At 41.1% G+C, this 20,586-nt stretch carries 19 protein-coding genes; 1 reads left to right on the top strand and 18 read right to left on the bottom strand.

The features are described 5' to 3' along the window. Positions 1-23: 23 nt before the first annotated feature. The 12 genes from KTV93_RS02620 to KTV93_RS02565 all read right to left on the bottom strand — a co-directional run bounded on the left by KTV93_RS02620 (position 24) and on the right by KTV93_RS02565 (position 13,992). Entirely contained in the window at positions 24-353 is a 330-nt protein-coding gene (locus tag KTV93_RS02620; RefSeq protein ID WP_218249781.1) for a hypothetical protein, read from the bottom strand. A 54-nt stretch (positions 354-407) separates the two neighbouring features. Then, the gene (locus tag KTV93_RS02615; RefSeq protein ID WP_218249780.1) at positions 408-2,531 is read right to left on the bottom strand and encodes a Tex family protein; all 2,124 of its coding nucleotides are present in this window, start codon (positions 2,529-2,531) and stop codon (positions 408-410) included. A 100-nt stretch (positions 2,532-2,631) separates the two neighbouring features. Then, a complete protein-coding gene (locus tag KTV93_RS02610; protein ID WP_218249779.1) occupies positions 2,632-3,699 on the bottom strand; it encodes a hypothetical protein in 1,068 nt (355 codons plus the stop codon). A 116-nt stretch (positions 3,700-3,815) separates the two neighbouring features. After that, on the bottom strand, positions 3,816-4,115 hold the full coding sequence (locus tag KTV93_RS02605) for a hypothetical protein (RefSeq protein WP_218249778.1): 300 nt from the start codon (positions 4,113-4,115) through the stop codon (positions 3,816-3,818). A 1,323-nt stretch (positions 4,116-5,438) separates the two neighbouring features. Further along, positions 5,439-6,722 carry an amidohydrolase family protein gene (locus KTV93_RS02600; RefSeq protein ID WP_218249777.1) on the bottom strand — a complete coding sequence of 428 codons (1,284 nt, stop codon included), beginning with the start codon at positions 6,720-6,722 and terminating at the stop codon, positions 5,439-5,441. A gap of 15 nt (positions 6,723-6,737) precedes the next feature. Then, positions 6,738-9,716, bottom strand: coding sequence for an amidohydrolase family protein (locus tag KTV93_RS02595; protein WP_218249776.1), 2,979 nt, complete (start codon positions 9,714-9,716; stop codon positions 6,738-6,740). Positions 9,717-9,883: 167 nt separating this feature from the next. Continuing rightward, a complete protein-coding gene (locus tag KTV93_RS02590; RefSeq protein WP_218249775.1) occupies positions 9,884-10,261 on the bottom strand; it encodes a YbbC/YhhH family protein in 378 nt (125 codons plus the stop codon). Positions 10,262-10,308: 47 nt separating this feature from the next. Next, on the bottom strand, positions 10,309-11,229 hold the full coding sequence (locus KTV93_RS02585; RefSeq protein WP_218249774.1) for an alpha/beta fold hydrolase: 921 nt from the start codon (positions 11,227-11,229) through the stop codon (positions 10,309-10,311). 162 nt (positions 11,230-11,391) lie between these two features. Next, positions 11,392-11,769: a YkvA family protein gene (locus KTV93_RS02580; RefSeq protein WP_218249773.1), complete on the bottom strand. Its 378-nt coding sequence runs from the start codon at positions 11,767-11,769 to the stop codon at positions 11,392-11,394. A gap of 575 nt (positions 11,770-12,344) precedes the next feature. Next, entirely contained in the window at positions 12,345-12,899 is a 555-nt protein-coding gene (locus KTV93_RS02575; RefSeq protein WP_218249772.1) for a hypothetical protein, read from the bottom strand. Positions 12,900-13,066: 167 nt separating this feature from the next. Beyond that, positions 13,067-13,357 (bottom strand): hypothetical protein, encoded by a 291-nt coding sequence (locus KTV93_RS02570; RefSeq protein WP_218249771.1) that lies wholly within the window; start codon positions 13,355-13,357, stop codon positions 13,067-13,069. Between the two features lie 65 nt (positions 13,358-13,422). Further along, on the bottom strand, positions 13,423-13,992 hold the full coding sequence (locus tag KTV93_RS02565) for a DUF7010 family protein (protein WP_218249770.1): 570 nt from the start codon (positions 13,990-13,992) through the stop codon (positions 13,423-13,425). Between KTV93_RS02565 and KTV93_RS12455 the strand changes: the two genes are divergently transcribed. After that, positions 13,991-14,125, top strand: a complete 135-nt coding sequence (locus KTV93_RS12455; protein WP_256118872.1) for a hypothetical protein — start codon at positions 13,991-13,993, stop codon at positions 14,123-14,125. The genes KTV93_RS02565 and KTV93_RS12455 overlap by 2 nt on opposite strands. A gap of 47 nt (positions 14,126-14,172) precedes the next feature. Here the strand turns inward: KTV93_RS12455 and KTV93_RS02560 are convergent, their stop codons facing one another. The 6 genes from KTV93_RS02560 to KTV93_RS02535 form a co-directional block, all read right to left on the bottom strand. After that, positions 14,173-14,601 (bottom strand): hypothetical protein, encoded by a 429-nt coding sequence (locus KTV93_RS02560; protein ID WP_218249769.1) that lies wholly within the window; start codon positions 14,599-14,601, stop codon positions 14,173-14,175. 118 nt (positions 14,602-14,719) lie between these two features. Next, on the bottom strand, positions 14,720-15,409 hold the full coding sequence (locus tag KTV93_RS02555; RefSeq protein ID WP_218249768.1) for a hypothetical protein: 690 nt from the start codon (positions 15,407-15,409) through the stop codon (positions 14,720-14,722). A gap of 679 nt (positions 15,410-16,088) precedes the next feature. Then, positions 16,089-17,615, bottom strand: a complete 1,527-nt coding sequence (locus KTV93_RS02550) for an AAA family ATPase (protein WP_218249767.1) — start codon at positions 17,613-17,615, stop codon at positions 16,089-16,091. Between the two features lie 127 nt (positions 17,616-17,742). Continuing rightward, positions 17,743-18,624 (bottom strand): hypothetical protein, encoded by an 882-nt coding sequence (locus KTV93_RS02545; protein WP_218249766.1) that lies wholly within the window; start codon positions 18,622-18,624, stop codon positions 17,743-17,745. A gap of 73 nt (positions 18,625-18,697) precedes the next feature. Next, on the bottom strand, positions 18,698-19,486 hold the full coding sequence (locus tag KTV93_RS02540; protein ID WP_218249765.1) for a hypothetical protein: 789 nt from the start codon (positions 19,484-19,486) through the stop codon (positions 18,698-18,700). Then, complete coding sequence (locus KTV93_RS02535; RefSeq protein WP_218249764.1) at positions 19,486-20,451, bottom strand: SPFH domain-containing protein; 966 nt, start codon at positions 20,449-20,451, stop codon at positions 19,486-19,488. The genes KTV93_RS02540 and KTV93_RS02535 overlap by 1 nt, the downstream gene beginning before the upstream one ends. Between the last annotated feature and the right edge of the window lie 135 nt (positions 20,452-20,586).

The following is a 20,586-nucleotide window of genomic DNA, read 5'->3' as shown; positions in this document are numbered from 1 at the left end:
CATTTTATAGCCAAAAGAGTGCCTTATTCCCGGCGCAACATGATGACAATATCAGTAGCGCTGTTCTGCAGCACAATTTCTTTATCTGTCCATTCCAGGATTCTGTAGAGTTTGCGGTTAAATTCAAAAGTGTTGCGCAAGTGAAAAACGTGGTAGGGATATTTTAAGATTGTGTTTTCTTCGTAGGCATAGCCGTTAGTGTGAAATCTTACTTTAATCTTTCTGAAGTTCTTATTCTCGGGATCATCGTGCCTCGAAACCGTCCACACCGACTGATCGTCCAGGTTCTTCCGGCTTTTTTGCGAGCAGCCCAATATGAAGCAGATTAAAAAAGCGTAAATCAGAAGTTTCATTGAACATTTAAAAGGAGGAAAGTTTTATAAATATATGAAAAATCATCCTGAAATCTAGAGTATCATACTCAGCTGCACCCTTTTTCTGGCCTCATCCACTTCGGTCACCCTTACCTGAACGTGCTGATGCAGTTTCACCACTTCATTCACATCGGAAACAAAACCGTCTTTCAGCTGGGAAATATGCACCAGTCCGCTTTCCTTGATCCCGAGATCCACAAAACAGCCGAACGCCGTGATGTTGTTGACGATGCCGGGCAGAATCATTCCGGTTTTTAAATCTTTAATGCTTTTAACGCTCGGGTCAAACTCAAAGACTTTAGCCGCTTTCCTCGGATCCAAACCGGGTTTTTCCAGTTCTTTCAGGATATCTTTAATCCCCAAAATACCGATTGTTTCGGTTACATATTTTTCAGGACTGATCAATGCAATTTTTTCTTTATCAGCGATGAGGTCGATGGTTTTAATGCCTAAGTCTTTTGCCATTTTCTCAACGACAGGGTAGGCTTCCGGGTGAACCGCTGAATTGTCCAGCGGGTTTTTGCTGTTGGCAATTCTCACAAAAGCTGCGGCCTGCTGAAAAGCCTTTTCTCCCAGTCTCGGAACTTTTTTCAGTTGTTTTCTGTCTTCAAAAGCTCCGTTTTCTGCACGGTAATTCACAATATTCTCTGCCATCTTTTCCCCGATTCCCGAGACATAACTCAACAGCGATTTGCTTGCCGTATTCAGATTGATTCCGACAGAATTTACGCATTTCATTACGGTAGTATCCAGTTCGTTTTTCAGCTGGGTCTGGTCTACATCGTGCTGATACTGTCCGACTCCGATTGATTTCGCATCGATCTTTACGAGTTCTGCCAATGGATCAGAAAGTCTTCTGCCAATCGAAATGGCTCCGCGAACCGTGACATCGAAAGATGGAAATTCATCCCTCGCAATTTTGCTTGCTGAATACACCGACGCGCCGGCTTCGGACACGACAAAAACCTGAGGCGGCGTATCGAAAGCTATTTTCTTTATAAAGAACTCTGTTTCCCGGCTTGCCGTCCCGTTTCCAATCGAGATCGCCTGAATATTATAAGCGTTCACCATGGAGCGGATCTTCTTCATCGCCATTCCGCTCTCGTTTTGCGGCGCGTGAGGGTAGATCGTTTCGTTGTGCAGGAGGTCGCCTTTTTCATCCAGACAGACCACCTTACAGCCGCTTCGGTAACCGGGATCGATGGCAAGAATCCGTTTTTCGCCCAAAGGCGGCGCGAGGAGCAGCTGTCTGAGGTTTTCAGAAAAGATGCCGATTGCTTTTTCGTCTGCCTTCTGTTTCGCTTCCTGCAAAGTTTCGTTGGAAATTGCGGGTTCAAGCAATCTTTTATAACTGTCCGCGACTGCAATTGCAATCTGATCTGTACATTCGTTATTGGATTTCAGGATGGCGTTTTCGATAAGGTCGAGCGCTTCATCTTTGTCGACATCAATTTTGGTTTTAACAAAACCTTCAGCTTCCGCTCTTAGCATCGCTAAAAGACGGTGCGACGGAATTCTGTTCAGGCTTTCTTCCCAGTCAAAGTACTGGGAGAATTTCTGTGCGGCTTCCTCTTCTTTTTTGGCTTTTACCACCTTGGACGAAATCAATGCCTTCCGCTGGAATAACCGTCTGAGGTTTTTGCGGACGTAGCCGTTTTCATTAATCCATTCCGCCATAATGTCTCTGGCGCCCTGAAGCGCGTCTTCCAAAGAAGTCACCTCATCATTCAGGTATTTTGAAGCAAGGAACTGAAGGTCATTCGCTTTCTGGCTCATAATGATTCTGGCCAAAGGTTCCAGACCTTTTTCTTTCGCGGTGTCGGCTTTGGTTTTTCTTCTTTTCCTGAAAGGCAGATACAGATCTTCCAGTTCCTGAAGGTCGAAACTTGTTTCAATCCGCTGTTTCAGTTCAGGGGTCAGCGCGTTCTGTTCCTCAATGGATTTAAGGATGCTTTCTTTCCTTTTAATAATTTCCTCAAACTGGGCATTGAGTTTGGCGATCTGCTCAATCTGAACTTCGTCGAGGTTTCCCGTGGCATCTTTGCGGTATCGGGAAATAAAAGGGATGGTACAGTCTTCGCCCAGAAGTTTCAGGGTTGCACTGATATTTTTGTCTGAAAGTGGTAGGGATTTTTGAATAAAGCCGGTGGCGGTCATAGGAGATTTTTAAGACCGCTAAAATAGGGAGAATTAAGGATATTCAATCAAAAGAAAAATGTCAACCGGTGTTAGCATAAAGATTTAAAAAATCCGGCCGTTATTCTGCTGGTTCGTTTTGAAACACTTTCACCTTTACCATTTTAGATGGATGCAACTCTAATGTAATGGAAGGTTTAAATTCCGACGTTTTACCCACCGAACTCCAGTAGGTCGCGTACCGAAGTTTGCCCGCTGCCAGAGCATTCATAAATTCAACCGCATGTTTTAAATTTTCTTCTGAATAAGGTGCGTCGGCGCCGATGAGACTGTCTGTATTTTGTCCAGCTTCTTTAATAATAAGTTTTTTGAGGTTCTCATAGGTGCCCATTAGTTCCCGCATCTGTTCCTCGGGAGTACCTGAAGCTGCAGTTTGAGGGCGCATTCCCAGCATGAAACTCTCCTCATAAACTCTTCCTCTGCCGTTGGCTTTAGGAAGATAGCCAAGTTCATAAATCATCTGAACCCCCGTTTTATCATCGGTTTTTCCATAATAATCATGGTCTTTCAAAGCAAAAGGGAGTTGTCCCGTCATTTCCTGCAAACCACGCTTTTTGTAATCACTTAATTTATCTTCGCGCCAGTCGGCATAATTAACCTTCAGTTGAAGAAATGAAAGTTGAGCAAGAAAATTTTTCTTCCCTGATTCTTTTAACTTCGCGACCGTATTTGTGGAATAGAGAGGAAAATCATTTAAAGCACTGGTATGGGAAATATTCTGTAAGGCAATGGTTTTAGCCGGGAAAGTATAAACAGTATAGCCCAAGTCTTGATAAACGTTGGTATAGCGGGTCCTTTCTTTTTTGGCAACCTCATGCGTCTCGAATTCCATAAGATCAAAATTTTTCAGCAACATCTTTTCCAGTTTAGTACGGTCAGCTTCTGTGGTAGAACCAAGAGCTGATTTATCTGCGTCGCTGAGAGCCGAAATCATATCCTGAAGAGATGCTTCCAGAAAAGCATCCACTTCTTCGTCGGTAGCGTTTTCACTCACTCTGCTGAGGTGAGACTGAACGAAAAGGAGGTTGTATTCCGGCAACCGGAAAACGGTATAGACTGAAGCGGACTGCGCAGTTACAAGTGAACTGAAAAAAAATACCAGTATAAGGGGGAAATGTTTTATTTTCATGAGAGGAATTGAAACGATTTTTGAAGCCGCTAAAATACTGGTTCTCAATGAATACTGCAATACTGATGGGGAAAGAAAATTTAAGCAGAATGAACCGTTTTTTTTAATACTATTAATCAGGCATCTGTAGCGATTCTGTCGAATATCTGGTGGGTAGAGGTGCGGTCGGAAATCGTGATGAGTTTCACATTTTCAGGCAGCACATTCTCTTTCAGGTTCTGAATGAAAATGTTCGATTTTTCACCAAACAGTCTTAAATCGATAATTACGGCGTCGAGATCAGCTTTTGAACAGATATTGAACACACTTTGGGTTTCGGTAGGCTTCACCACCTCAAACTTTTTCTGCTTTAGAAAATTGGAAATTTTAGAGAGGGAATATATTTTATTGTCGAGGATAAGGATCTTGCTTTTCATAATCATTTTCAGTAAGTTATGAAACACTAATAAAAAATTATGCCAGACGTGGAATGTTGTACTCATTTTTAATTTAAACGTTGTCACTGATTAAAAAAGAACGCTGTCAAAATCCTGGACTTTGACAGCGTCTGAAAAGTTAAAAACTATTATTCCTATGCTGAGTATTTTCTTTATCCGGCTTATCTTATCAACTTTGCCAAAGTGATTTTCATGCTGACTAAAACTTTGGCAAAGTAAGAGGATTTTCGTTTTGACTAAAGTCATATGAGTGCTGCATTTTAAAGTAAGGGCTGAAGCCTGATTCTATTGATAGGCAGGAGAAAATTTTAGATTTTGACTAAAGTCAGCAATACGTCTAAAAGAAATCAACGGGCTAAAGCCCGCTGCTATTCATGATATTATTTAAGAATGATGGAGTTTAATTTTTATCACGCCGCTCCGGAATTTTTCTTTATACCGCTTATCTTAAAAACTTTGCCGCGGTGATTTTCGTGCTGACTAAAACTTTGGCAAAGTAAGAGGATTTTCGTTTTGACTAAAGTCATATGAGTGCTGCATTTTAAAGTAAGAGCTGAAGCCTGATTCTATTGATAGGCAGGAGAAAATTTTAGATTTTGACTAAAGTCAGCAATACGACTAAAAGAAATCAACGGGCTAAAGCCCGCTGCTATTCATGATATTATTTAAGAATGATGGAGTTTAATTTTTATCACGCCGCTCCGGAATTTTTCTTTATCCGGCTTATCTTATAAACTTTGCCAAAGTGATTTTCATGCTGACTAAAACTTTGGCAAAGTAAGAGGATTCTAGTTTAGACTAAAGTGATATGAGTGCTGCATTTTAAAGTAAGGGCTGAAGCCTGATTCTATTGATAGGCAGGAGAAAATTTTAGATTTTGACTAAAGTCAGCAATACGACTAAAAGAAATCAACGGGCTAAAGCCCGCTGCTATTCATGATATTATTTAAGAATGATGGAGTTTAATTTTTATCACGCCGCTCCGGAATTTTTCTTTATACCGCTTAGCTTAAAAACTTTGCCGCGGTGATTTTCGTGCTGACTAAAACTTTGGCAAAGTAAGAGGATTTTCGTTTTGACTAAAGTGATATGAGTGCTGCATTTTAAAGTAAGGGCTGAAGCCCGACGCTATTGATGCCAAAAGAAATCCCCTTTTTAAATGAGCTTTTCACAGAATGAGCGCTTTGCCGGAGGGCTGATCGTGCTTTAACGAACATTGTTTCTTATAAACTTTGCCAAAGTGATTTTCATGCTGACTAAAACTTTGGCAAAGTAAGAGGACGGTGGTATGTTTTAAGATTATTATTCCGCAACGGAATATTTTTCTTTATACCGTTTATACAGTTCCTTCTGCTGGTTGTTGAGGTCGATCTGTCGGCCGTCGATAAAGGCTTCAGTGACATTATTGGTCAGCTGGTCCAGCGCGTCGCCATCAGAAATAAACAGCGTAGCGCTTTTACCCACTTCCAGACTGCCGTACTCTTTGTCGATACCCAGCATTTTCGCCAGGTTCAGCGTTATACTTTGAAGGGCTTTTTCCCTGTCGAGACCGTAAGCAGCGGTGGTTCCTGCCAGGAATGGCAGATTGCGGGAATCGGAAAAATCTTTTCTGGCGCTGTAATCCAGACCGTGGAGAATGCCTTTGTCCGCTACCTTTTTTGCGAATTCATAAGGCAAGCGCGGCGACATCGATTCGTTAGGCGGTAAAGAGTGTGGATTCGTAATAATCAGCGGGAATCCGCTTCGCTTGATTTCATCCAGCACGCTTTCCAGACCTGCATCTCCCAGAAGTACGGTTTTCTTTACCCCATAATCCTGCGCGAATTTAATGACTTCCAGTGCGTCATTGGCTCCAGAAACCTGTGCGAAGAGTATTTTTTCTCCGGTCAGCACCGGCGCAATGGCTTCCAGTTTATAATCTTTGATACCGGTTTTGGGCTGATAGGCTTTAGCTCTGGCAAAAAGCGTTTTCAGTTCGGTAATGTTGGCGTCACGGCGCTCCTTAAATTCCTTATTTCTCTTTTCATCCGTTGATTTACGGAGTTCCGGCCATGAAAGATGTAAAACATTATCAGTGGACACCACGGCATCCTGCCAGTTCCAGCCGTCGAGGTTCATTACAGAGGAAGTTCCCTTTAAAATTCCGTTGCCCAACACAGGCTGCGCGAGCAGCACTCCATTCGTCCGAACGGTGGGAATCACGTGACTGTCGGTATTGAAAGCAATTAAAGTCCGGATTTCCGGTACAAAACCGTTGGATTCCACGAAATCTACGGTTGCTTTGGTGGCGGAAACTTCCACCAGACCAAGCGAATTGTTGACGAGGATAAAGCCGGGATAGACGTGCTTTCCTGTGGCGTTAATGACTTTCGCGTTCGCAGGTACCGGTGTGTTGATGCCGGTTATTTTTCCTTTATCGAAAATAATGGAGGCATTGGGAACAACGCTTCCTGTCGCGGTATGCAAAGTCGCACCCGTAATCGCTACAGGAACCGTCTGCTTCGGTGCCGGTGCCGGCCTCTGGGCAGAAACCATTCCCGAAATACAAAGCGTAAAAGAAAGTATGGTAAATATTGATTTTTTCATGTTCTTGATTGGGGATTAATGGGAGTGGGACTCATGTTCTTCGCCTTCCAAAGTGTCGCAGTGGTAGAGAACGCGCTGTTTCTTTTCAGCACTTTGGGTGTTGCCTTTTCCGGTATCTTCAGAGAAGAGCATCTTTTGGATGATCCTGTTTTTCTCGTCTTTTACCATCTGGTCTTTTCGCTGCTGCTGCGCTGCGTCAAAATAAAGGGTTCCGTCGACAAAAGTTTTATCCACCGTCGCATAAATACTTAAAGGATTATCCGTCCAGAGTACCAGATCAGCATCTTTCCCCGGCTCAATGCTTCCCACTTTATGATCGATCTGCAGCATCTTCGCAGGATTGAGCGTTACCATTTTCCAGGCGTCTTCCTGAGGAACATTTCCGTACTTCACGGCTTTACCCGCTTCCTGATTCAGCCTTCTTGCCATTTCCGCGTCATCAGAATTGATCGCGACATTTACACCCGCCTGCAGCAAAAGCGCCGCGTTGTAAGGAATGGCTTCCCGCACTTCTTCCTTGTATGCCCACCAGTCGGAGAACGTAGAGGCATTGGCGCCGTGCTTTTTCATTTTGTCGGCTACTTTATAGCCTTCAAGAATGTGGGTAAAGGTCTGCACCCGGAAATCGAAACGGTCAGCTACATCCATGAGCATATTGATTTCACTCTGCACATAGGAGTGACAGGTAATGAAACGGTTGCTTTTGAGGATCTCAAGCATGGTTTCCAACCGGAGGTCTTTGCGGTAGTTTTTATTGGTGCTTTTTTCCTTTTCATATTCCAGTGCACGGGTAAACCAGAAGTCAAACGCCTGCTCCACACCGCCACGCGATTGCGGGAAACGGTTTGGGTTATTGCCCCAATTGCTCTGCTTCACATTTTCCCCCAAAGCGAATTTAATGTAGGGTTTTGCGCCCGGGAACATCATGTCTTTAGGATCTTCGCCCCATTTGAATTTGACCATTGAGGCCTGTCCGCCAATCGGATTGGCCGAACCATGAAGCTGCTGAGCAGAAGTAACCCCGCCCGCGAGCTGACGGTAGAAATTTACATCATCAGGATCGATGGCGTCGCTCATGCGCACTTCGCCGGAGTTATTACTTCCGGATTCGTTTACGCCGCGTGCAAGCCCGATATGCGTGTGCTCATCGATGATGCCGCTGGTCAGGTGAAGGTTGCTTCCGTCAATAACGGTAGCGTTTCCGGCAGAAAGTCCGGGTCCTACCTGTACGATTTTCCCTTTGGAAACCTTTACATCGGCATTTTTTACGATGCCTTTAGCATTGTTGGTCCACACCGTTGCGTTCTTAATCAGATAATCCTGCTGCGAAGCCAACTGTTCCGCACCGAAAGCAGAAAACGGATACCAGATTTTTCCGGGTTCATCGCTTTTGGCCTTTTCATCTTTTTTAAGTTCAGGTTCGAAAGCCTTTACGTATTTAATCGTAAACGGAATGTTTCTGCCGTCTTTATCAATGGCGATTCCTGTTCTGTTTTTATAATCGGTAAGCGGGAGCATTACCCGGTAATTCTGCAGCGAATCGTTCGGCAGTTTTACTTCCATCGCCATTTTATAATCCGCTACGGCGAGTTTTACTTTACCTTTCTTATCGTTTTGGGTAATTTCCGCTTCGGGCTTTGTGATTTTTCCTTTGATCTTCAAATCATAGGTCTGGTTATTAAGCTGCACCTGATAATCGCCGCGCACATCGGTATCGGGCATGCGGTTGATGATATTCTGCTTACCGGAAACCCAGTTCTCATAAATCACCGACTCCTTCATAAAAAGGTCATCAGAAACAATGATGAAATTCGCCATAGAACCTTTATTAAGATTTCCGAGCGAACTTACCTGAAGGATCTGTGCCGGCTTTTCGGTGAGCGACTGCAGGATTTCTTCTTTGGAAAGCCCTTTTTTATTCAGGTCTCTGAGTTTATCAAGGAAGGAGTTTTTATCCTTAAGTTTAAACATGGTCAGCGCAAAAGGCACTTTTTCTTTCGCCATACACACCGCGTTGTAGGGCGCCAGTTCCCAGTGCTTAAGGTCCGCGACATCCAGGTCTTCCACATTCATGAGGTCCTGGCTCTGGAACGGTTTCGGATATTCGAGCGGAAGAATGAAGGTTCCGTTGGTCGCTTTCATTTCTTTGGCTCTCTGGTATTCGTTGCCTGAACCTACGAATACAAACTGCGTCGCAGCTTCATCACCAATGGCATCAGCTCTTAGAACATCCCATTTTTCTGAAGTTTCAATAATGGTCGGCAGTTTGCGGTAGCGGTTGAAGGCTTCCAGATTGGTGTTTTTATTTTCGAGGTGGCCGCCTTTTGAATACCAGTCTGCATCCAGATAAAGCTGGCGGAGCAGCGCCACCGATCCCACGAGTGAAGAAGGGTAGGCCTGTCGGGAACTTCCTTTGTTCAGGGAAAGCAGAAAACCAGCATCTTCTTTAATTACTTTTTCGGAGGAAATGCCTTCGCCCAAACCGATGAGCACTGCAGAACCGCGCACGATTCCGTCTTCATTAAAACTCAGCACCGAGCCGAAACCCTGGTTCAGATAATCCTGAAAATCCTTACCCTGGTTCGTAAAAGTGCTTACCGCCCGTGTATCCGCTTTTACCGCATCGTTATAAGCCGCGGAAGTCGCATCTGTAGGCAGATAAGTGCTGCCCGGATTGTATTCGCTGCGTTTGGCTTTTTCAACACCGATAGTGGCATAGGGATCGATAAAAGAAGGATAAACAAATGCCCCACGGCCATCGATCACCACCGCGTTTTTTGGGATGTTCACTTTGCCTGAAGCCACTACTTTGCCTTCCTGAAAGACCAGTACGGCGTTTTCGACTTTTGTTCTGTAATCCTGATAAAGGGTGATGTTTTTAACGGCATAGAGGCTGCGGTCTTTTCCCTTGGTGTCATTGGGCCAGTAGCCGACCTGTGCCGCGCCTGCCACAAAAATCCCCAGAGAAAATGCAGAGAGTAATTTCCTGATCATGAATTGAAGTTTTCAAAGGTTGGTTAAACCCGTAAATTTATAAATATTTAGGACTTAAAGCCGCTTATTCATAAAAATAACCGCACTTTTTAGTACGGTTGTCGATAAATCTTTACTATTTGTGATGATCAATCACCTTCGGACATGTGAGTGGACTGTTTATGAAACTATTTGTAATGGATTATTTTTAAAATCTTTCCGTCCCGGGGATCAATATCAATCTCAAATGTTCCTCCGAATGCAGGCATTCCGCCGGAGACTAACTTTTCTACCGTGCTATTATTTAAAGTGCCTTTAAGTGACCATACTTTATTTCCCAGCAGCCTGACTTCATAGGGTCTTTGATCCTTTATCCGGGATTGGCCGTATGTTTCAAACAGAATTTCTTCAGCGATATCAACAGCGGTTTCTTCATTTTTAACAGTGCAGCCGTCGCAGTTGCTAACCTGCTGGTTCAGCGCGGTATATCGGTCTGTACTGAAAAATGCTCTGTATACCGCTATGCCCATAACCATCAGTATCAAAAATATAACTGCTCTTTTCATTTTCATTTGATCTCTTTAATGATCTGGTTTATCAGATCCGTTCAAAGTTAGCGTTCTTTCCTGATAAATGAAAAAACACTTTTGATAAACTCATCACTGTTTTCGTAATACAGCAAATGTCCGCCCCTGATCTGTACGACTTTCTGTTTAGGGAATTTAAACAGTTTATAGTGCTGCGGACCTACTGCGTGATCCTGAGTTCCGCTAATGACCAGAACGGGAACTTTTATATCCGGTGTAAGTTTGGTAAAATCATCATAATATTCACCGATGTTCCATACGTTGTTCCGGAAGCCATTCTCCTCAGGTCTTTTTGCATCGATAGCATTCACCGCATCCATATTCGGATGGCTGTCGGTAAGGAGTTTATACATCAGACCTTTCTCATTCAGTTTGCCCATCGCTTCGCCAAGTGCCGGCATATACTGACCGTCTTTAATTTCGATTTTGCTGCCCGTAAGTTTATTGGCATATGCAACCTGGCTCATGACAGAATCGTTAAGGTAAAGCGTGCTGTTGACCAGTATCAAGCCTTTCAGGTGCTGGCCGTATTTCGCCGCATAACCTGTCGCGATAATGCCCCCGAAAGAGTGCGACATTAGATAGACTTGGTCTGCGCCCAGTTTTTTGCGCAGGTCTTCAATATCCTCCACCATACGGTTTACGGAATAATCATTGGTTACTGAAGCTCCGGAACGTCCGCTGCCGCGCTGGTCGTAATATACCATTTTGAGGTGGCTTTCCAGGTTTTTGCCTTTAAGGTTTTCGAAGGATTCGCTCCACATGCCGGGACCACCGTGTACATAAATGCAAAGGTCGCCGGTTCCGGAAACTTTGGTGAAAAGTTTGGTGCCGTCGGAAGCTTCAGTGAAAAATGGAGTGGAGGTGGGTGTGTTCTTAGAAAAGGTTTGCGCGAAGAATAACTGCGCAAGGACAATGCATAGGGCAGTGAGAAGTCTGTTTTTCATGGAAATAAAATGGTTATTAGTTTTTAGTTTTGTTTTGCGATTGGTAGCGTGCGTTATTTTTTTGTTACAGAACCATCAAAAAAATCATCATGATCACCATCAGACCTGATGGATTTTAAAGCTGAAAGGGCAATTAACTCACTGGCTGTACTACTATTTTCATCAGTCAAACCATTTCCGGGAGTAGCCAAAGAGCAGAAAAAGCAGATAGCCATACAGCAGCACTACGGGAAGTGCATAATACCACTTCGCCGGGAGTTTTTCTTTGCTGTCGATCTTCGCTTTAATATCGTCGATAACGTATTTTGGGATGAGGCGTAACGTGGCTTTGATGAGCAGGGGCACCAGAAGGAGGTCATCCAGCAGGCCCAGGCCCGGAATGAAATCCGGAATCAGATCGATGGGACTCAGCAGATAGGCGACGGTAACACCGGCCAGGATCTTTGCAGCCAGTGGCGTGCGTCTGTCGAACAGGGCGTGGTAGATAGGAACGGTTTCCTGTTTCAGTTTTCTGACCTGTTCTTTTAACTTGCGGAGCATGAGGGTAAAGGAATTATAGCGACCGTAAATTCTGGTGATCTGAATGTAACCAAAAGTACACCAGAGATTATCTCAATGCGGATTAGGAATCAGCCGTCAGCCATTATGTGTACTTTTTTTTACAGTCTTAACATTTAGTTTGTTTGACTTTTGTGGTTGAGGTTTAACCACAAAGAACACGAAGCGCTCACAAAGGTCACAAAGATTGTGTTGCTGACAACTTCTGTGTGCTTCTAAACAGAATTATAATCAACTTCTTTGAACCACGGCGGGGACGGAGGTTTTTACGGCGGACACAGGGATTCTTTTACAGCATGAGCATAAACTTTTGTGACTTTTGTGGTTGTTTTAACCACAGAGGGCACAGCGGTTTTTACGGCGGACACAGGGATTCTTTTACAGCATGAGCATAAACTTTTGTGACTTTTGTGGTTGTTTTAACCACAGAGGGCACAGCGGTTTTTACGGAGGACACAGGGCTTCTTATACAGTATCAGCATAAAACTTATGTGACGTTTGTGGTCGAGGCTTAACCCAAAACGCGCGGGACAGCGTGATAAAGTGTGGTTCTGTCCTCAGTCAAACTGCGCCGCGTAAACCATAAGATCGCGGTAAAGCGGGTCGGTAGATTTATAGTACAGGCGGATGAGGTTCCGTATCTGGTCGCCGGTAGCGCTGGGAGTTATAAAGACTTTCGCATATTCCACTTCGCTTTCTGCCATTGCCGTGTGATCTGCCTGAAAGCCTTTTAAAAAACTACCGGTTTTCGTGTAATAAAGGATAAAGTTATCCGGAACGTAGCCGGTAGCTTTCTCAATGAATCTTGCAGTCTCGCCGCCATTAAGGTAAGCCACAAGATTTTCAGAATTGTTTTTATCGGTCATGAATCTCAGTGTGGCATCATATTCCACGATTTTATAAGAAACTCCGCCGTCCATAGAATAGCGTACCCGTACCACCGCCGGCTGTTCTACATTAAGGCCTGTAGGTTCTTCACCAGCCATGATGAACTGGTAATGCACACCGTCATTGGCGGTCCAGTTATAAAAGTCCACGACCTCTACTTTTTTTAGCTGAGACTGGAATACTGTAAAAGAAAGAAAGAAAAGAAAGGAGAAAAATGTTTTCATATTCAGGTTTTATAGATCAAATATATTAATAAAACCGAATTTCTCTACAGATGACGTAATTTTTTTTAAAATTTATTTTATAAAATGCAATCGTTCTTAGTTTCCAAAGCCCGGATTATCCTAAGCTACCCGAATCTGTGCTGTAGACTGTGATAAAGTATGAATTTTTATCTGGCTTCTGTTTTCTTTTTGGCCGGCTCCGTTCCGTTGTTTTTTACTTTATCTGCCATATATTGCTGTGCTGCATAGGTTCCGGCTCTTTTACCCTCTTCAAAACATTTGCTGCTGCTGCCCTGCGACTGCCAGCAACTCGTGTTTGAGGGTATACTTGGCGGATATTCATTCGTGATCCGGCGATAGTAATAACGGTATGAATCTTCATAAACTTTATCACCCTCCTGGGCGTAAAAAGCTACGGTCCCAAAGACCGTCATCCCTAAAATCAGTAATTTTTTCATCGTTGTATGTTTATTAAATGGTAAATCAACAGCGTAAAAAGTTGATAACAGCGGTACGCTTCACTTTAAGCATCCGTCACCGCATCAGTGCTGCTGCTCCTGCTTTTCCTGAAAAGCCCAAAAAGCACAGTCCCAAAAATAATTTCAGTCACCGCACCGGCTAAGGCAGAGTAGAACGCACCGGCCTGTAACGCAAAAAGCACCCAGGCAGCAACGGCGAGCAGACCGCCCAGAAGCCAATAAGCACGCATCCCGTACAGACTCGAAAAAGTAAGATAACGTCCGCCAATAATGAGCAACATTCCCTGGAAGAACCATTCCGGTTTTACCATTGAAAGACCGTAAGCCAGCGGGATACTCATAATCATCCACACCGTCCCTTCCATGGCCGACCTGCCAAGCGGATTCCCATTGGTGTGACTGCCGGATATTCCCGCCAGTTTGCCAATCAGCATAGAAAGCGGAAAGATCATCATGCCGCCGATAATTAAAGTCCAGATTCCTGTATTCACCTCATACCGTAGCACGGCAGCAGCGGCACAGAGCCAGACCAGTCCCGAGCTGAAGACACCCGAAGCGCCGTAGCCATAACCTGTTCTCATATCGTGCTGGGCATTCTCAAAGTTGTTGATCATGATCTGGTGGTTTTTACCAAAGATAGAAATCTTTTCGAAAGCACAAAGTCCGGAAATTGAAGAGCAGGTGATGTCAGAATTTGCGGAGCGGAGGGGAATTCACTATATTGACACTTATAAATTTGCAGCCTAAATCTTAACAGTTTTTATTTGCTTTTTATCATAGAATGCGCAGCAGGGTTATTCATCATCAGAAATGATGTCATCAATCGACGTTTCATAAAGCAGCCTAATTCTTTTATAATTTTTCATGCAATCATAAAAATATTCTGAAATAGGCGTTATAAATTCCCGTTCATGTATATATTTCTCTTTCATCTCTTTCACACTATTATATGTTGAAAATTTCGTTTCGTTGCTATAATTAGCCCATCTCAACCCTTTCCATTTATTGGAACTCATCCAAAACATGACCTTATTCTTATAAACGAGTGACGTATCATTTGATGTTCCATTACTAGATCGGTCAATCTGTAATTCTTTATCTGAGGTTATAAGATTACCCTCAATAAACATTTTTAATCTCCCTTTAAATAAACTTTTCTTTATATGTAAATGCAATTCTACATTTTCGGATTGAAAATGAAAAGTCTTGGTTATATCATCCATAATTTATGATTTATTTTTTCTCCCTAGCAAACATTTTAACCACTTTCAAATTAAGCGTTAGATAGTAAATATTAGTGCAAATACGAGAAAGAATTTGCGGTAGCGGTGGGGGGTGAATTTATCGCTTCTTTTTGAAGACATTAAAAATGCTTAAAATGCTTTTCGCACCTTCATTTTGCAACATTGTTGAAGTTGATTTTGTCTTTAGTGGTTTATTCGATGTGGTCGGCTTGGTGTCATTTTCGATAAAAATTAATAGACCATTTTCATCTCTCCTTGCCACCACGCCAAAACTACAACCACAACCAAAACCTTCACAAGTGCAATTTTTATGTGGTAATCTGTCGCTATCCAAAAATTCGTCTAAATTAAAAGCTTTTCCATCGTCTGCTGTACATTCAGGGCAACAATTTTTGATCGAATTATAAATTTTAGCATCCATAACCACCCCTGTGCCTGTTTGTGATATTTTGTAATGTGTTTTTTTTGCATCAATAGACTGCTGTTTAAGTCTGTCAACGTCTTTTCCTTCTTCATAATTAAATCGGAACATTGCCATTGCATAATAAATTCGTGACTGTAAATCGGAGTCCTTGGCTTCTCTCTGCAGGTGTTTGTTGAATTGATACCATATAAAGTCTCTTAATGCTCTAACATTGCCAGCCTCTATATTTGAATTGATAAAATCATTTTCAAGTTCAACTGTCGGTACGCCTAATTGTTGTAACGTTAGAAATGTAGATTTCTTTATCCGGTTAAATTCTTTCTCTAATTTTCTTGTATCATCCATAATGTGTTTTTCTACCATTCAATATCTTAATTTTTCGATGCATTTTTGTGCTTCCTCCGAAAACTCGCGTTCATAATCAATTACATAAATTAATAACTTTGTGCCGACTTCTGACAGCCCACTACTGCGACGCTGATAAAATAAAGACCTTAAGGATTATGGAATTTATAGTTTCGACTCATTTTCAACTATGATTTACCTAAAAGTAGAAAATTATACTGATATTATTGTGCCCACGCGAAGGGATTCGCGCGGCAGCGGGGGGGCTTTATTTTTCTTCTATGCCCTTCTTAATCCTTTTAACTGTCTCATTCATAAATTCAGTTTGAAACTTCTTATAGTTATTACGAAAATTTACATCATTAACACATTCTTCAAGTAATCTTTGATTTAAGCGCACTTCTTCTCTTAATTTAATGTTATCGTAAACTAGATAGCCAATCACTAATAGTAAAAGAACGTTGAAGACAGGAAAGTTTGTTGATTTCATATTGATTATTTGGACATTTAATAATTTTGGATCACTGGATTTCGTGCGGCAACAAGGTTTTTTAGGTAGTCAACAGAGCAACTCCCTATATTGACACTTATAGATTTGCAGCCTAAATCTTAACAGTTTTTATTTGCTTTTTGTCATATAATTATGCGCAGCGGGGCTTTGTCATAGAATGCGCAGCATGGATAGCAGCGGTGTGTTTTAGCTTTCGGTTGCTAACTCATAAAAATTGTCAACTATGCGAGTTATAATTTCACTTGTTCTTGTTATTACCTCTTGTGTTTCAACAGGATTTAATTCCTTCCATCTCAGGAATAATAATGATGCATCTTCGCCCCAAAATTCGATTTCAGAATTAAACCATCTTTTCATAGTATCTCTATTGTCTGCTACGCCATTTATGCTATCGAGAAAAACACGTTTAGTATATCTGAACGTGTTGTCCCAAAATAAATCACTTTCTGGAAGACTTTGTAGAAAATCTCGAACTATATTCTCGGGCCGAACTATTCCAGGTAAAAAGATTACATTATTTGGCTGGGTCTGATTGAAGCCTGATTTAAAATCTCCATCAAGAACAACAACACTTTTAAAAAACTCTTCAAAGCCTTTATCTATTAGTGTCTTATATGTCCCGCAACTTAAACTTAGATTTTTATATGAATTTTCACAACCGAAATCGATTCCATCTACAATACCTTTAAAGAAACAACATGCCTCATAATCTTCGAAATAGAAGTTTACCTTTCTCGGCCTAATCGTTCTTAACGCTTCATGATTCAAATCAGCTAATAAAATATTTAATTCTTGAAAGCCTTGAGTCGCCGTTACAGTACCCAAAGAATTTGTTAAACTAACAAAATTTGTATGATGTTTAAATTGAGAACCATTCCTTGAGGATAAGAAATTTAATAAATCCGATGAATGGGTTGTGAAAACGATTTGTACATCTGATTCTCTACCTATCCTGAGCATTACTTTCAACAAATTTTTTTGAGATGCTGGATAAAGCGTAGCATCAAGTTCATCACTTAATAAAAGTCCATCAACATAATTTGGATCATTCTGTTTTAGTTGTTTAAAGGAAAGTAAAGCTAATATTATTTGCCCAATATTATCTTGACCAGCAGAAATTCCGTGTGCGTCAAAATTATTCGTAGTTGGAGAAAATGAATTTTTATTATTTGAAATAGTGTGTACTGGGCTTATAGTTTCGGTTGCAGAAAATATTTCATTATAAAGTTCACTATATTCTGTGGCTAACGCAGGAGTTAATGTTTGTACTCCCATTCTAATATTTCTTTCATTTTCTTGAGCAAGTGGTATAAGCCTTTTTAAACTTAAAAAAATAACGGGTTTCATTATTTTTCCACCGTGCCTAACTCTTCCTCCCACATCTATTCGATGCCTAATTCTTCCATTTTCGTTAGTTTCTCTCAATTGGGCTTCTTTTTCTGTACGATCGGTAAATATAATTTTATATTGATAGGAATTACCAGCATCGTGTTGACTTGAAAAACGGAATACAGATGAATACTTAGTTTCAAATCTGCTATTAAATAAATTGTGAGAAGTATTACCAAATTTAAAAACATGCCCTATCAACCCCAATAGTGAGGTTTTTCCAGTTCCATTTCCACCCGCTATAACTGTTATTGTACTTCCCAAATTAAAACTAAGATTGCTCAAGTGTCTAAAAGTGGTAATTGAAACTTTCGATATTTTCATAATTTCTATTTTAAGATTAACATGTTTAACGTTTACTATTAACAGTTGGGTATTTCTGGTGTGGCGGGGAGTATACTAACAGATATTTGCTAATAGAAATACACTGTCAAACTATAATTAATACAAACTATTTAAACAATATATCTTCATTTTTATATATTAAAATATTAGGAGGTAACTTCCCATTACTAACATTGTCATTGTGTTCAACTAACTCGATAAAAATGTATTTGTCATTGAGATAGCGAATGTTTATAACTTGCTTAGTCCCATAATCTATTTTTACTTTTTCAGTAATGTTTTTAAAATTTTCCACTCTTTTAGGTAGAACCAATGTTAGCCTTATAAAAAAAAGTGAAGCGATTGTTAAAACTAAGATAAAAACCATTCCTATACCTACCACGAATTTTGATGTAATGCTGGCGACCTTAGAAAGATTTGTTTCTTGAAGTGGTAGTGCATTTATACTCCCACTTCTTATTTTGTCGTTTTTATAATTATAGATGTTCCAGCTAAACATGAAAAGTCCTCGTAAAAAAAAAGGAGAAATAAAAATCGCAAAACAGAGTAAAGTCAAAATAATTAAAAATCTCTTATTGGCCACCTCGCCATGAAAAATATCTGTTCTCCAAAATGTGGCGAGTATTAGGGTAACAGAAGAAGTCATTAGAATAATACCCCGTACTAGATTCCACCAAGAAAACTCTTCTAAATTATCAATCGAGGTTACATTTCTAAACTTAAAAAAAATATTTGTTATAATAAAGCTTAATATTATCAATCCAAAGATTGCCAATATTAAAAGACCATCAGGTATCATTTGAGAAATTGAAAAAAATCGAATGAATGCTGGATCAATCAAAGCTAATTCTAAAATTTGCCATATACCACCTATTATTGTTGGAAACAATAATATAAAGGGGAGGAATCCTTTATATTTCTCAATATGTTCATCATATCGATCAACATTGTTTCTTAATGCTAAGGTTAAAGAACCATTATTTTTCATCTTAAAATATTTTCGATTGTACTGCTGTGACTCCAATATTTTTGTAATTACGTTTACTTGTAAAAATTTATTTTCACCTTATATTATTTTGCTGTACTTCATTTTGAAGTTTTGTTATTTCATCCAGGTTTTCTACGTTTTTGACTACAACATATCGCTTTGTTTTTGTATCTTGTAAGAAAAGGTAGAGATTATTGATATATATAACTTCATATTTACTGCCAGCATTTATATTCATTGTGTTTTCTATTAGATTATAATTACTGACTTTGTCAAATGAGTGTATTTTTATTCTTGTTGACAATGCGTTAAATGAGATAAAAGTTGTTATAACATGAAATATAGCAACATAAAAAAGAAATCGATGAATTTCTAATGCTGTTGTTTTTTCACTCTCATCATCTTCTGATATTTCAGAACGATTTCCCGTACTAAAAATTACAGGTAGTATTGCCGCCGGTAATAAGAGCAGCAGATTGAGAACAGGTATATTCCATTTAAGTAGTACAGTGGTAATTAGCCAAAGCAGTGTGTACGTTACTATAAAGAAGGTGATTTTAGTGTCTATATTTGCCTTTCGTCGTAAAAAATTAAAGATAATTATAAACCAATAGTAAACTAACGATACTGTAAGAAAAAACACCAAATATAAAACCCCATCTAAAAGCCCTTGACCAGGGGAATAAAAGTTAACTAAGGAGGGATTCAACCAAAGTAAAGTAGATACTTGATTTAAAGCACCTACTAATGTAATAATTATACTTAATACCGTTACATTATCCTTTAAAAAACTCCATACCTGGGGTAATATTTTTATTAAACTATCAACTTTTCCCAGTCTTATATTTGTTTCTTTTTCCATTATTTCCCCAAATTCAGCAGCGTTCCACTACCGCTTCCCAGCGTAGTCGTCGGCATTACGCCGTCCCATTTCAGTACGCGTTGGTATTCCACATAAGTAGGCGTAATTTCCTGCTGCTTCAGGCTGATCGCCTTGGCATCGGCCTGCGCCCGGATCACAATAGAAGCAGAATCTCCTTTTGCAAGCTGGATTTTCCGCTGTGCATCCGCCTGCGCCACACGGGCCTGAGCTTCCGCCTTAATCGCATCAGCATCGGCGGTCGCCTTGTCTTCAATCGACTGGCGGATGGCTTTCGGGGGCTGGATATTGGTTTTCAGCTGGGAAACCAGAAACCATTTTCCGATCCTTTTATTGACTTCCGACAGAATTTCCGCTTCATAGGTTTCCCGGTTGTTGAACAGGTAATCAATCGAATGCCGGTTCGCCACATCATTGATGGCCCCGATGATGGCGTTGTTCAGCCACCCGTCCTGAATGGCTTCCAGTCCGCCTTTTTTATAGGTAGACCTCAGGTTGGTAAACATATCCGACGCCGTTGATTCCTTCACCGAATAGTTGAACGAAGGCTTGATCGGGCAGGGGAACCCGCCTTTGGCCACGATAATGGATTCAGGATATTCGATATGTCTCTGGTCGAGTGGGATTTCCTGGATCTCCTGGGTGTATTTGTTATAGAATACGACTCCCGAAACTTCCTCCGTATCGGAAACGCCTCTCCGGTCGCCGAGTAAGTTGATGAGCAGGCCTTTGTGTCCCACGCTGATCACGTCGTAATTCATGGGCTGTATGAGTGCCGCGAGTGCTGCCAGCAGGATAAAGGTGACGGGTTTCCATTTCACGCCGTTGGGTATCTGTCTGCCGTTTTTATCCGGCGGTGAATAGGTGAGGATATCGAGTTTTTTGGTAATGATTCCGATGGTCACCACAAGGGCGATGAGGACAAGAAGTAAAAATGTTAAAGACATAAATAGTTTTTAGATGTAAGTTCCTAAAGATAATCATTTCGCGGAATCCCGCAAAGAGGAAAACCGTAAAGCATACAATGCGCAGGCGGCGCAAAAAAGTGTACCGCAAAAGCAGCAAAAACCCGCCGGTAAGTT

Source organism: Kaistella faecalis (assembly GCF_019195395.1).
GTDB lineage: Bacteria > Bacteroidota > Bacteroidia > Flavobacteriales > Weeksellaceae > Kaistella > Kaistella faecalis.
Note: the sequence above shows the minus strand (reverse complement) of the source record. Positions and strands in the feature narration are given on the sequence as shown.